The following is a 13,288-nucleotide window of genomic DNA, read 5'->3' on the forward strand; positions in this document are numbered from 1 at the left end:
GGGATGAAGTGGACGTCAATCCTTGCGATCTATGGCCTGTTCTGGGTCATGGCGGGCTTCATCGTCTTGCCGTTCGGCGTGCGCACCAGTGACGAGTTGGGCACTGCAAAAGTCGAAGGTCAGGCTGACAGCGCACCGGCCAATTTCTCTGCACGCAAGCTTGTCGTCCGCACAACGATCCTGTCGGCGGTCATGTTCGCATTCTTCTATGCCAACTATTTCAACGAATGGATCACTGTCGCGGATCTCGATCTGACCACTTACATCGGTCACTGACAGGCGCGCGGGGGGGTGCGCCAATGGTTCCGACGCTCAGGATTCGATCCTGCTCTGCTTGCGTTATTGGCGCTGGCATTAGCGGTACGCGCACCCATCGCCTTGCTAACCGTCTATCACCACGCCGATGAGGTGTGGCAATATGTCGAACCTGCTTACGGCTTGGTCACTGGAGACTGGATCAGGACGTGGGACATCCGGCTCGGTATTCGCAGCTGGTTGATCCCGCTGATCCTGTTGCCGTCTGTCTGGTCCGGCCATCTGGTTGACCCTGCGGGCGAATTGCACCTGATACTGCCGCGCCTGGCGATGGCAGTCGCCTCGCTTGGCTCGGTCTGGGCAGGGTGGGCGCTGGGGCTGAGGATCAGCCGGAGCCATGCAATCGTCGCAGGCTTTGTCGCCGCCGTCTGGATCGACTTTGCCTATTTCGCCCCGCGCACATCCAGCGATACTTTGTCAGTGCTGGCGGTTCTGCCGGGTTTGGCGCTGCTGTATCGCTTTCGTGACACGGGACTTGCGCGGTTGGCCTGGGGGGCGGGGTTTCTCCTCGGCCTCGGTTTCATTGCGCGGTTTCCGTCGGGGCCGGCCTTGGCTATACCGTTCCTGTGGGCAGGACGGGGCGATTTCCGCAAGGCTTGGCCAGCGCTGTTGGGCGGCGCATCGTTGGCGGTGCTCTGCGATGTTCTGGCCAATGCCGTGATGGGGCAAGCGCCGCTGCTGTGGATCATGCGCAATGTCTTTGCCAATGTGGTGGAGAACCGCAGCCACGCTTACGGTATTGAAACGCCTGATTGGTATCTTCGTGTGCTGGCATGGCAATGGCAGTTCATCGCTATCATATTGATTCCATGTGTATATCTTGGTGCAAAGCGGTATCCGATGTTGGTGATTTCCGCCTTGGCGGTGATCGCGGTACATTCGGCAATCGGGCACAAAGAGTACCGCTTCATCCTGCTCGGCGTCTCTTTGCTGGTGCTTGTCGCGGCGATCGGCTCGGTCGATTTGTTGAATTGGTGGGTTACGCGCCGCGCATGTGTTTCATCAACTAAAGCACAGGCAGCCATCATGGCGCTCTGGCTTGCAGCATCAGTGCAAGTCGCAGCGACAGAGCCGTTCCGCATCAACTGGACAGTAGGCAAAGCGCCGTTGCGGGCGTTCCAGACGGTGCGCAATCAACCCGGACTATGCGGTTTGGCGACTTACCGGATCCGCGATGTGCCGTTCGTTTCACGCGCGATGCTGAACCGCGATGTGCCGGTGATGCTGATCAATTCGCAAGCGGCGATGAATGTCACGACCCGGCGCTACAACGTGGTGATCACACCGGCGGAGCATATGTCCGAACTGCCCAACGACTTTCGCTTCAAAGGCTGCATGACGCCCGAAAAGCCGCTGTTCGAAGAGCATTATTGCGTGATGGCGCGGCCAGGGCCATGTAGTGAAGGCCCCGGCATCCTTGATTATAACATCGCGCTTAAACGGATGGACCGTTAAACGCCTTCAAGCGCATACCCGGCAGAGCGGACGGTCCGCACCGGATCAGGAACGCCAGGGATTGCAACGGCTTGGCGCAGACGACGGATGTGAACATCGACCGTACGCAGTTCAATGTCGCTGCCGCTGCCCCATACGGCATCAAGCAATTGCCCGCGCGAAAACACGCGGCCCGGATGCTCCATGAAGTGGCGCAGCAGGCGGAATTCAGTAGGTCCGACTTTCATCGGCGTACCCCGGCGCATCACGCGGTGTGCGGTGGGATCGAGTGCGAGATCACCAACCGTGATCGTCTCCCCCGCCAGAGCGGGGCGCACACGCCGTAGAACCGCGCCAACACGGGCAATCAGTTCACGTGGAGAGAACGGCTTCGTCACATAATCGTCTGCGCCGATTTCAAGCCCGCGAATACGGTCGTCTTCATCAGACCGCGCGGTAAGCATGATGATGGGGACGTGCGCGGTTTCCTTGTTGCGGCGCAGGCGGCGGCACACTTCGATGCCGCTGGTGCCGCCGATCATCCAATCAAGCAGCACAAGGTCAGGCGCTTCTTCGGCAGCCAGAAGCAATGCTTCATCACCGTCATCTGTGGTGCGAACGTCATAGCCCTCACCACGAAAGCGGTATTCAACCAATTCGGCAAGTGCCGTATCGTCTTCAACTAGAAGTAGTTTCGGAGCAGGCACGCAAACCTCCATGACAGTCAGTTTGCTGAAGCACGACAGATGTTACCCCAGTATGACAAAACACTCGCATGTTATTTCGGGCAAGTCAGCGCATGCCATCAAGCTGGCGGGATGACTTCCTCACGCTCGGGCAGCTTTGCCCCGGTTGCCGCGTAATAGACCATTTCCGCGATGTTCGTGGCGTGATCGCCGATCCGTTCAATGTTGCGTGCAACAAACAGAAGCTGTGCAGCCGTGCTGATCGTGGCGGGGTCTTCGACCATGAACGAAATCAGATTCCGGAAGATCGAATCGTAGAACGCATCGACTTTGGCGTCGCGTTGAACGATCTCGGTTGCGGCAATAGGATCGCGCGCAGCAAAGGCGGTCAACACGTCATGAACCATCTCGGCGGCGAGTTCATTCATCGCGGGGATCAGCGTCAGCGGCTCAAACCGGCGGCGGCCTTCGATAATGCCGACGCGCTTGGCGATATTCTTGGCATAATCACCGATGCGTTCGATGACGCCGGCGATTTTAAGCGCGGCGACAACTTCACGCAGGTCGTCTGCCATAGGCGCGCGCAATGCAAGCACGCGGATGGCCAGTTTGTCGACCTCTGCTTCAAGCTGATCAATCCGCTTGTCGCGGGCGATTACGCCTGCGGCCATCTCATGGTCCGCCCGGATGAGAGCATCCATGGCCTCGGACACGGAAAGCTCGGCCAGGCCGCCCATCTCTGCAACAAGGCCGCGCAGCCGGGTGATGTCGTCGTCGAAAGCCTTGACGGTATGTTCAGCCACGTTTCAATCCTTGTCCCAGTCGCTCAACCATAGCGTCCAGTGATGTAATCCTTGGTACGTTCTTCGCGCGGATTGGTGAATATATCGGAAGTTTTGCCGTATTCGACGACTTTTCCGAGGTGGAAAAATGCCGTTCTTTGCGACACGCGCGCGGCTTGCTGCATCGAGTGGGTGACGATGACGATGGCGTAGCGCCCGCGCAATTCGTCGATCAGTTCTTCGATGCGTGCAGTAGCGATGGGATCAAGTGCCGAGCAAGGTTCGTCCATCAAGATCACTTCTGGATCGACCGCAATGGCGCGTGCGATGCACAAGCGTTGCTGCTGGCCGCCCGAGAGTGCGGTGCCGCTGTCGTTCAGGCGGTCCTTTACTTCGTCCCACAGACCCGCACGGCGCAGAGACTGCTCGACGATTTCGTCAAGTTCCGCCTTCGAGCCGGTGATGCCGTGAATCCGAGGGCCGTAAGCGATGTTTTCATAGATCGACTTGGGGAACGGGTTCGGCTTCTGGAATACCATGCCAACGCGGGCGCGCAGTTGCACCACGTCCATTCCGGAACGATAAATATCATCGCCATCGAGCATGATCTCACCCTCAACGCGGGCGTTGGCGATGGTGTCGTTCATGCGGTTGAGTGAGCGCAGGAATGTCGATTTGCCGCAGCCCGATGGGCCGATGAAAGCGGTGACGTAACGCTGGGGGATTTCGATGGAGACATCATCGATGGCGCGCTTATCACCATAGAACACCGAAACGTTCTTTGCGCTCATTTTCAAGGGCGCGTCGAAGTAGGGCGTGTCATCCGCCTTTACTTGAGTGTGAACCACGGCCGGGGTCGCTTCAGTGTTCATTTTACCACCGTTTTTCGAAGCGGTTGCGCAAGTAAATGGCGAGACCGTTCATCAGGAGCAGGAAGACAAGCAATACGACAATTGCAGCGCTGGTGCGCTCGACAAAGCCGCGGTCGATTTCATCGGACCAAAGGAAGATTTGTACTGGCAAGACGCTCGATGGCGAAGTGAAGCCGGATGGCGCCGTGGCGACGAACGCGCGCATGCCAATCATCAAGAGCGGAGCGGTTTCACCCAGTGCGCGGGCCATGCCGATGATCGTTCCAGTAAGGATGCCGGGCAGGGCGAGCGGAAGGACGTGATTGAACACGACCTGCACCTTGCTTGCACCGATTGCCAGCGCCGCATCACGGATCGACGGAGGCACAGCCTTGATGGCGTTGCGGCCCGAGATTACGATAACCGGCATGGTCATCAAAGCCAGCGTCATCCCGCCGATCAGCGGGGCTGAGCGCAAGTTCGGGAAGATCACGAGGAACACCGCAAGGCCGAGCAGGCCGAAGATGATCGAAGGAACCGCCGCCAGATTGTTGATCGATATTTCGATGATTTCGGTCCAGCGATTCTTGGGCGCATACTCCTCAAGATAGAGCGCGGACAAAACGCCGACCGGGAAGGCGAGGATCAGCGTGACAAACATCGTCAGCATCGACCCTTTCAGCGCCCCCCATATGCCCACCGATTGGGGGCTGGTGGCATCTGAGCGGCTGAGGAAGCCCTTATCAAAAGCGCGAACCAGCTTTCCTTCGGCGACGAGTTTGCGCGCGACTTCCTGCATAACAGGATCACGTACACCGCGCTGGGCCGAAGCCAAAGCATCGCTGGCGGGAAGGGAAACCTTGATGGTGCCGCCAAGTTTGGACGGGTCTGCAATCAGCGTCTCGGCGACTTCGCGCCATGCACCGTCGGCCAACATGTTGCCTGCATCAGCTCCGAAGGCTGAAATCGCAGCGTTTTCGACGACTTTGGGCAGGCCGACCAGTTCTAGGCCGCCAAGTGGATCGGGTTGGGTCAGTCGCTCGGCATCGATCTGCATGGCGCCTGCCAAGGGTATGTCGAACCGGATTTCGCTTCGCTGAAAACCGCCAATACCGGCAGATGTCATGTTGATCAGCAAGAGCAACAGCATCAACCCCGAGAAAGCAACGGCGACAAAGCCGAGCAAACGGAAGTTGCGATCAGCTGCTTTGCGGCGCGCAAGGCCGCGGTTCATCATGGCGATCCTGCGGGCCTGCACAGCGGCAGAATCTGTTTGGGGAGCGGCGCTCATCGACGGGGCCTCACTCATATGCTTCTCGGTAGCGTTTGACCACGCGCAGGGCGATGAAGTTCAAGGCTAGTGTGACGAGGAAAAGGACCATGCCCAGTGCGAATGCGGACAGCGTTGCGGGATGATCAAAGCTGCCTTCGCCGGTTAACATGGCCACAATCTGAAAGGTGACCGTGGTCATGCTTTCAAACGGGTTGGCGGTAAGGTTGGCTGAGGCGCCTGCGGCCATGACGACGATCATCGTCTCGCCAATCGCACGGCTGATGGCCAGCATCACGCCTGCAACAATGCCGGGAAGGGCGGCGGGAACCAGCACTTTCCGGATAGTTTCAGCTGTCGTTGCGCCCATTGCCAAGCTGCCATCGCGCATGGCTTGGGGCACGGCGGCGATGCTATCATCGGCCATCGACGATACGAACGGGATAATCATCACACCCATCACCAGACCGGCGGCAACCGCGCTCTCGGTAGAAGCGCTTGATATACCAATTGCCTGGGCGACATCACGCACCATCGGCGCAACGGTGAGTGCGGCGAAATAGCCATAAACGACGGTGGGGACGCCTGCGAGAATCTCAAGCAGCGGCTTCATCACCTTGCGCACACCGCTGCTAGCGTATTGCGTCAGGAAGATCGCGCTCATCAAACCGAGCGGAATGGCAACTATCATGGCGATGATCGCGCCGATGTAGATCGTGCCCCAGAACAAAGGGATCGCGCCGTAGTCTTTGCCATCGGGCGCGCCGCCACTCATCGGATCAGGTGACCAATGGGTGCCGAACAGGAAGTCGATTGGTGAGACCATGCCGAAGAAGCGCACGGTTTCGAAGACCAGGCTGGCGATGATGCCGATCGTGGTCAACACGGCAACCAGTGATGCGATCAGCAGGGCGGCCATGACAGCGCGTTCAACGCGGGTGCGGGCGGTGAAATTTGGCTTGAGCCGGGTGAACGCGAATGCGCCGCCGGCAAAGGCGACGATCAGCGTCACAACCAAGCCAATGGAATCGTAGAAGTTTATCGCGGTGCGGAATGGTTCAACCAGCGCCTGAGCATCTTCGTTGAACACGCCGAATGCGCGGCCTTCAGCGACTGCACGCGCTTCGGCAAGAAGCGTCTGGCGTTCAAATCCGAAGGTTGGCAGCAGCGATGCGGCAGGGTCGGCCAGGACATGTGCGGTGATCAGCATCGGGCCGATCACGTTCCACAGGCCCGCAAACAGCACAGCCGGTACAGCCACCCAAAGAGCGACATACCAGCCATGGAAATTGGGCAGCGAATGAAGGCGGACCCCCGGCGCGGAACGCCGGAAGGCCCATGCGCGGGACCGCGCCGCCAGCCAACCAAAAAGGCCCAGCCCGAAGGCTAGTAATAACAGGATGGCAGACGACATGAGCCCCGGAATTCCCTTACTTCAACTGCGAACCGTCAAGAACCGGAAGGTCGTTAACAGTCTTGGCGCTGGCGGCAAGCACATCATCAGGTGCAATCACCATTCCGAGCTTTGCAAGCGTGCCATCCTTGCCCCAAAGCTTTGACCATTCCGTGACAAATGATTGAAGTCCCGGAATTGCTTTGAGATGGGCCTTTTTCACATAAATGTAGAGCGGGCGCGCGCCGGGATAGCTGAAATCCGAGATCGATGCGTACGTTGGCGTGACGCCGGACATCGTCAGACCTTTGATTCGGCCGGAATTTTCTTCGAGATATGAAAAGCCGAAGATGCCGATGGCCTTGGGATTGGCCTCGATTTTCTGGACGATCAGGTTGTCATTTTCGCCTGCGTCAACATAGGCACCGTCATCACGAACTTCGGTGCAGATCTTTTCGTGCGAATCTTTGTTGCTGTCCTTGAGCGCCTTCATTTCGGCGTTTTCGTCGCAGCCTTTGGCGAGGATCAGTTCCTTGAGCGCGTCGCGCGTGCCCGAAGTTGACGGTGGGCCGTAAACAAGGATGGGAAGGGCAGGCAGCGCTGGATTGACGTCTTGCCATGTCTTGGCCGTCTGAGGTTTGCCATAAGGATTCTTGGCCAGTGCCTTGTAAACGTCCTCGGGCGTAAGCGCGATGCCCGGGCCGTTTTCGGCTTCGGCAAAGGCGACGCCATCAAGACCGACTTGAATTTCAACGATTTCTTTGACGCCATTTTTTTGGCAGTCATCGAATTCGGATTTCTTCATCCGGCGTGAGGCATTTTCAATGTCGGGCGATTGTGCGCCAACGCCTGCGCAAAACAGCTTCATTCCAGCGCCGGTGCCGGTCGATTCGATGATTGGCGATTTGAGCGTCGCGTCAGATTTGGCAAGCGATTCGGCAACGGCTTTGGCGAAAGGATAGACCGTCGACGAGCCAACGGCGCGGACCTGATCACGTGTACCGCCATCTTGCGATCCGCACCCTGCGAGCGAAAGTGCACCAAGCGCGGCGGCGGAGAGCGAAATGTTACGAATCATCGACATGGTTTAGACCCTATCCCTATTGGCTTGGCGGCCAATGCGACGGTAGCGTGACAGCTTTATGACAGTGATGATGCGGCAGGTGAAGCGCTTGTGGCCACAGCCGGTCCCGCAAGAGGGATGCGAACCGATACAGTTGTCCCTACGCCCAGCGTACTGGCGATATCAAGCTTGCCACGGTGGCGTTCCACAATGTGTTTGACGATGGCAAGGCCAAGGCCGGTGCCCCCTGCCGTACGGCTACGGCCAGGGTCTGTGCGATAGAACCTGCGGGTGAGGTAAGGCAGATGGTCAGGATGAATGCCTTCACCCTTGTCAATCACGGTCAATTGCGCCTCGCCTGCACTGACAACAAGTCTGACCTTCACCGGCGCGGTTTGGTCGCCGTACTTGAAGGCATTGTCGATCAGATTGCGTACCAGTTGATCAAGCTGCTGGCGATCACCGCCGACAATGGCCTCGGTCGTGTCGACTTCGATCCGTTCATCGCCCGCCGTCATGGCGACTTCGCTACCAATGCTGCCGACGAGCTGCCCAAGGTCGATGCGATCACGCGGGACTTCGTGCTTTTCGGCTTCAATACGTGACAGCGACATCAGATCTTCGACAAGGCTTTGGAGACGACGCGATTCGCGCAGGACTGTTGCGTGGAAACGTGCTGCCGTGACTTCGTCGACTTTCGCGTCGGGGTCGGCCAGCGTTTCAACATAGCCGATGATCGAGGCGAGCGGCGTGCGCAACTCGTGACTGGCATTGGCGACGAAATCCGTGTGCGCGCGGCTGATGTCGGCTTCGGCTGTGCGGTTGACCATCTCGATCAGGGAAAACCGCTCATCAATCGGGACACGGCTGACCTGCCAGATGCTGCGAGCACCTGTCAGGCCACGCACAATTGCGCGGCCTTCCGGTTTTGCCAGCAATCGTATGGCTTCGGGGTGGCGCAAGGCGACACGTGCATCCTGCCCTACAAGGTGTGTACCCAATTCCTCGCGCGCGGCTGCATTGGCAGCGGCGATGCGCTGTCCATCAAGCATGAGCACCGGCAGGCCGAATGGCTCAACCAGTTCGATCATGGTTTGGCGCGAAACGCTGCCATCGTCGCGCGTCAGCGTTTCAACCGTGGGTTCAGGGCGGGCCAGCCACAAGGTTGCCAGCCATACCAACAGGATTGAAAGCGACAGCCAGAACCCGGCGCCGACGAAATACATGACGACCGCCGCGCAAAGCGCAACTACAATGCTGGGGATGGGCAACGACAAGCCAGTCATCGAATCACGCCGTTTAGTTTGCCCGCAACTTGCGAATCGCCAACCGGAGCGGTCAGCATCGTGGCGCGGAGATAGGCGAGCGCCACAACCCTGCGCAAGCGCAGTGCGATGCTGTCAAAAACAAGCATTGTGCAGAAGTTTGGGCGAAGAGTGAAAAACCTGGTGACCCCTACGGGAATCGAACCCGTGTTTCAGCCGTGAAAGGGCCGCGTCCTAACCGCTAGACGAAGGGGCCGATGGGGAAGCCCCAAGGCATGTGCTGCTGCTGCTATCCTGCGTTAGCCGGAATAGATGGTGACCCCTACGGGAATCGAACCCGTGTTTCAGCCGTGAAAGGGCCGCGTCCTAACCGCTAGACGAAGGGGCCACTGGGCTTGCACCGCTGGGCAGGTCCGCGCCTCTAAGGGGCGGATGGCGGGGCGTCAAGCAGCATGTTGCGAAAAAAGTCAGTCTGCAAAGGCAGCATCCTCAACATGGAGTTCTGCGGCAGGCCGACTGGCCCAGTCATCAATCTTTGCGCGCCCGGCCAACCACAAGTGGCGACCACGCGATCCGTGGAGCAAAGCCTGACCCATGTCACTTTGCGCAGCACGAAATGCGATGGCTTTGAACGAGCGACCATCAGCGCCGCTTGCCACCATACGCACGTGATCTGCGCCAACAAGATCGCACTTGACCAATCGCACCGGCCCTACTGCTATGCGAGGGCCGGGCCAGCCGATGCCGAACGGGCCTGCAGTCTCCAGTGTCTCGACCAGTTCAGGAGTGAGGCCACCGGGGCTGAGCGACAAATCGAGGAGCAGCGATTGCGATGCACGCGCTCCCGATATCTCGCGGGCCAATCGCTCGTCCAGCCAATCACCCAATTCCAAAAGGCGTTCTGGATTGATGGTGAGGCCGCATGCCATTGCATGCCCGCCGCCTGCGATTAACATTCCCGCTTCCCGTGCGGCCATGATCGCCGAGCCCAGGTCCACCCCGGCTATCGAGCGGCCCGAGCCTTTGCCATTGCCGGCCTCGTCTGCATCAAGCGCGATAACCAGTGCGGGCTTGCCGGTCTTTTCCTTGATGCGCCCGGCCACGATGCCGATCACACCCGGATGCCAGCCATGGCCTGCAAGGACCAGTACGGCACGGTTATGCTGCGCGGCGACTTGTGCTTCGGCGGCCTCCTGCACTTCCTGTTCAATTCCGCGACGTTCTTCATTCAGGAGCGAAAGCTGTGCGGCGATCGAGCGCGCTTCGTCGGGGTCTTGTGTGGTCAGCAGGCGTACGCCCAGCGTCGCCTCGCCCACTCGGCCCCCTGCATTGATGCGTGGCCCCAGCGCAAAGCCCAGATCGCTGCAAGTGGGCGCGCGGGTAAGGCGACTTGCATCGATCAGCGCGGATAGACCCACATTCTCGCGCCGCGCCATGATCTTGAGGCCTTGCGATACCAGCGCGCGGTTAAGGCCTTTGAGTTGCGCGACGTCTGCCACGGTACCAAGCGCCACCAGATCAAGCAGGCGCATCAGATCAGGTGCTTTACGCTTTTCAAAATGTCCACGCCCGCGCAATTCGCGCACTGTGGCGATGGCGAGCAGGAACGCGACGCCGACTGCCGCCAAATGCCCGTAAGATGCCGCCTCATCGCATTCGTCCAAGCGGTTGGGGTTGACGAGTGCAACGGTGAGCGGAAGCTCTGACGAGCACTTGTGGTGATCCACGACGATGACATCAACGCCAACTTCGTGCGCCGCAGCCAGCGCTTCGTGTGCCATAGCCCCGCAATCGACTGTGACGATCAGGCTGGAGCCTTCACCGGCCAACCGCACCAGCGCTTCTCCGGATGGTCCATAGCCTTCGAGCAAGCGATCAGGAATGTAATGCCGCGCCTGTACACCAAGATCACGCAGCAGCAAAATGAGAAGCGCCGCGCTGGTTGCACCATCAACGTCATAATCGCCGTAAATCGTGATTTGTTCGTTAGAAAGGATTGCATCGGACAGCCGGCATGCCGCGCTGTCCATATCGCGGAAGATTGACGGGTCTGGCAGGAACTCACGCAAGGTTGGGCGGCGGTGACGTTCAAGATCTTCGCGGGCTACCCCGCGTGACATGAGCAGTTGTGTCACAAGGTCATCACCGGGCGCGCCATCTGTGCTGCCCATGTCCATATTGCCGCCACGCCAGCGCCACGCTTGGCCGGATAGGGATCGGGTTATCGCAGTGACTGGTATCATCATCCCGCGCTATACCATGCCCATAGCGCGGGAAAGAGCAAAGCCTGTGAAGAACGGTTCAGAGGTTTGCAGGTTAGGCCTATGAGCGATGTAGACCGCTCTAATCGGGCAGGGGGCTGTTGAAGCAATGCTGTTGATCATCTGGCATAGCCGCACGGGCGCGGCAGAGGCGATGGCCCTTGCGGCTCATCAGGGAGCCTTGATCGAAGGGCCGTGTGTTCTGATGCGCGCTGAAGATGCGACAACGTCCCATATGTTGAATGCCTCGGCATATCTGTTTTGCTGCCCGGAGAATCTGGCAGGAATGACAGGGTTGATGAAGGAGTTCTTCGACCGGAACTATTATCCGCTGCTGGGCCAGATTGAGGGCCGCGCCTATGCCACCATGATTGCTGCGGGAACGGATGGAAGCGGAGCGCAGCGGCAGATAGACCGCATCGCCACCGGATGGCGATTGAAGCGCGTGGCTGAGCCCTTAATTGTCCAAACTGGTGCACAAACCCCGGCAGAGATACTTGCGCGAAAAACGCTCTCCGATGAAACATTGCAAATGTGTTGCGATTTGGGACAGGCTTTAACCGGAGGGGTCGGGCTAGGGGTTTTCTAGAATTGTTACTCTATAAGCACGTAGGAGCTTCCCCGTTTGCTTGGCGGACTCGACTGTAAGGGGACGGTTGTGCCAATCCGGAGGAAATTGAAGCGGGGTCTTTGTGGACGAAATTGACCAGACTCCTGACTGCGCACCGCTTGCTTCACTTCTCTATGATACCGGTTCAGTCCCCGGCATCACTGGCTTGATGGGTGCGGCAACGGATTGCGGTGATTTCACGGTGAGCCATGCTCCGCCAGAAGATGAAGGCTGGGCAGAGGTGCTCCGCGATGGCCTGACCTTTGATTTGCGCGGGCTTGCTGGCGGCAAATCCCAGCCCGTTCCTGTCATTGATCACGCGGTCGGGTTTAATCTTGGCCAAAGTCAGGGCTTATCGGCGCTGCAAATATGCCCCGGCCCTCACATTGCAGGAGCGCAGCGGCTTTTGCCCGTAATCCGGGTAGCGGCAGCATTGGCGGTCAGCTTGGCAAAGATTGGTCAACCGCGCGCAATTTGCTGGATTCCCGCACAAAATGCGGTTGCGCCTGAACTTTTCAGTCAGGCCGTCCAGCCTTGGTTTGAAGGTGGGCCGTTTCCCGCCATTGCGCTTGCATCGCTGCAACGGTCCACTGATGGTAGGATTGCGACGACCGGCCTCAAATTTCTGATCGGACAGGAATTTTCATTGGCTGGAGAGGCAGGAACAAGCCCCGAACAGTTGGCCCGCGTGGCGGTGCGGTTGGTCGATTGGCTTGTGGCCCATGGACCTGTGACGCAGCCTACGCATGCAATTCTTGCCGGAACGGGAGCAGTCTTTCTTGAGGCGCGGGATGCCACAACTATTCTTGCAAGGTGTTCCTGAGTCGCAAATCCGGATCTGGCGAAAGAAAAGCCCTGCCATTTGGCAGCGTGAATGTTGCCGGACAGCCGGGCTACGCGCCGGGGTTGCAACGGCACCACCTTATTCCCCGCCAATTGCTTGGATCTAAAGCGTTAGCCACGATAATATTCAGACTTGGCACTGACCGGCTGGGGTTTCACGATTTCCGCCGAAATGGCCTGCTGCTACCGGCCTGCGAAGTCACTGCACGACGGATCGGGCTTCCGCTCCACCGTGGTCCACACCGCAGCTACAACGAACTGGTAATGGAGCGTGCTGGCCAGATCGAGGCGGGGTGGGCACGGAAACGTGCTGCTGGTTCCGTTAATGCCGATTTTGAAGCGCTGATGCGATTTGATCTGTTGCAACGGGCTTTGCGCCGCAAGCTGCTCGATCCGCGCTCATGGTCGCGAAAACCGCTGAATGCGCACGATCCTGCGTTGGAATTTGGCCACCTTGATACAATGGCTGACCTGTTGTGGTCAGCCACCAGCGATGTTTCAAAAGTGGCCTGAGT

14 protein-coding genes and 2 tRNA genes are annotated in these 13,288 nt (G+C 58.7%); 5 read left to right on the top strand and 11 right to left on the bottom strand.

Features of this window, described 5'->3' with window-relative positions; all coding sequences use genetic code 11:
* Positions 1 to 3 precede the first annotated feature (3 nt).
* Together B7Y89_RS01200 and B7Y89_RS01205 are read left to right on the top strand one after the other, a co-directional pair.
* On the top strand, positions 4 to 276 hold the full coding sequence (locus B7Y89_RS01200) for a DUF1467 family protein (protein ID WP_292934947.1): 273 nt from the start codon (positions 4 to 6) through the stop codon (positions 274 to 276).
* Positions 277 to 291: 15 nt separating this feature from the next.
* Positions 292 to 1,770 (top strand): mannosyltransferase, encoded by a 1,479-nt coding sequence (locus B7Y89_RS01205; RefSeq protein ID WP_292934948.1) that lies wholly within the window; start codon positions 292 to 294, stop codon positions 1,768 to 1,770.
* Here the strand turns inward: B7Y89_RS01205 and phoB are convergent.
* From phoB to recJ, 11 genes are all read right to left on the bottom strand, one after another.
* Positions 1,767 to 2,456, bottom strand: a complete 690-nt coding sequence (phoB, locus tag B7Y89_RS01210; RefSeq protein ID WP_292934950.1) for a phosphate regulon transcriptional regulator PhoB — start codon at positions 2,454 to 2,456, stop codon at positions 1,767 to 1,769. The genes B7Y89_RS01205 and phoB overlap by 4 nt on opposite strands.
* A gap of 98 nt (positions 2,457 to 2,554) precedes the next feature.
* Positions 2,555 to 3,238: a phosphate signaling complex protein PhoU gene (gene phoU, locus B7Y89_RS01215; RefSeq protein WP_292934951.1), complete on the bottom strand. Its 684-nt coding sequence runs from the start codon at positions 3,236 to 3,238 to the stop codon at positions 2,555 to 2,557.
* A gap of 23 nt (positions 3,239 to 3,261) precedes the next feature.
* The gene (gene pstB / locus B7Y89_RS01220; RefSeq protein WP_292935057.1) at positions 3,262 to 4,008 is read right to left on the bottom strand and encodes a phosphate ABC transporter ATP-binding protein PstB; all 747 of its coding nucleotides are present in this window, start codon (positions 4,006 to 4,008) and stop codon (positions 3,262 to 3,264) included.
* Between the two features lie 82 nt (positions 4,009 to 4,090).
* Positions 4,091 to 5,377, bottom strand: a complete 1,287-nt coding sequence (pstA, locus tag B7Y89_RS01225) for a phosphate ABC transporter permease PstA (protein WP_292934954.1) — start codon at positions 5,375 to 5,377, stop codon at positions 4,091 to 4,093.
* The gene (pstC, locus tag B7Y89_RS01230) at positions 5,370 to 6,752 is read right to left on the bottom strand and encodes a phosphate ABC transporter permease subunit PstC (protein ID WP_292934956.1); all 1,383 of its coding nucleotides are present in this window, start codon (positions 6,750 to 6,752) and stop codon (positions 5,370 to 5,372) included. The genes pstA and pstC overlap by 8 nt, the downstream gene beginning before the upstream one ends.
* 16 nt (positions 6,753 to 6,768) lie before the next feature.
* Positions 6,769 to 7,815 (bottom strand): substrate-binding domain-containing protein, encoded by a 1,047-nt coding sequence (locus B7Y89_RS01235; RefSeq protein ID WP_292934958.1) that lies wholly within the window; start codon positions 7,813 to 7,815, stop codon positions 6,769 to 6,771.
* Positions 7,816 to 7,871: 56 nt separating this feature from the next.
* On the bottom strand, positions 7,872 to 9,080 hold the full coding sequence (locus B7Y89_RS01240) for an ATP-binding protein (RefSeq protein WP_292934960.1): 1,209 nt from the start codon (positions 9,078 to 9,080) through the stop codon (positions 7,872 to 7,874).
* A complete protein-coding gene (locus B7Y89_RS01245) occupies positions 9,077 to 9,208 on the bottom strand; it encodes a hypothetical protein (protein WP_292934961.1) in 132 nt (43 codons plus the stop codon). Before B7Y89_RS01245 ends, B7Y89_RS01240 begins: the two co-directional genes overlap by 4 nt.
* Before the next feature lie 32 nt (positions 9,209 to 9,240).
* A tRNA-Glu gene (locus B7Y89_RS01250) sits at positions 9,241 to 9,315 on the bottom strand.
* A gap of 57 nt (positions 9,316 to 9,372) precedes the next feature.
* A tRNA-Glu gene (locus tag B7Y89_RS01255) sits at positions 9,373 to 9,447 on the bottom strand.
* Between the two features lie 79 nt (positions 9,448 to 9,526).
* Entirely contained in the window at positions 9,527 to 11,302 is a 1,776-nt protein-coding gene (gene recJ / locus B7Y89_RS01260) for a single-stranded-DNA-specific exonuclease RecJ (protein WP_292935059.1), read from the bottom strand.
* 127 nt (positions 11,303 to 11,429) lie between these two features.
* Between recJ and B7Y89_RS01265 the strand changes: the two genes are divergently transcribed.
* From B7Y89_RS01265 to B7Y89_RS01275, 3 genes are all read left to right on the top strand, one after another.
* Positions 11,430 to 11,909, top strand: coding sequence for a flavodoxin family protein (locus B7Y89_RS01265; RefSeq protein ID WP_292934962.1), 480 nt, complete (start codon positions 11,430 to 11,432; stop codon positions 11,907 to 11,909).
* 103 nt (positions 11,910 to 12,012) lie between these two features.
* Positions 12,013 to 12,753: a hypothetical protein gene (locus B7Y89_RS01270; RefSeq protein ID WP_292934963.1), complete on the top strand. Its 741-nt coding sequence runs from the start codon at positions 12,013 to 12,015 to the stop codon at positions 12,751 to 12,753.
* 47 nt (positions 12,754 to 12,800) lie between these two features.
* Positions 12,801 to 13,286: an AHH domain-containing protein gene (locus B7Y89_RS01275; protein WP_292934965.1), complete on the top strand. Its 486-nt coding sequence runs from the start codon at positions 12,801 to 12,803 to the stop codon at positions 13,284 to 13,286.
* Positions 13,287 to 13,288 lie beyond the last annotated feature (2 nt).

Origin of the sequence: Novosphingobium sp. 32-60-15 (assembly GCF_002280675.1) — a bacterium.
Lineage (GTDB): Bacteria > Pseudomonadota > Alphaproteobacteria > Sphingomonadales > Sphingomonadaceae > Novosphingobium.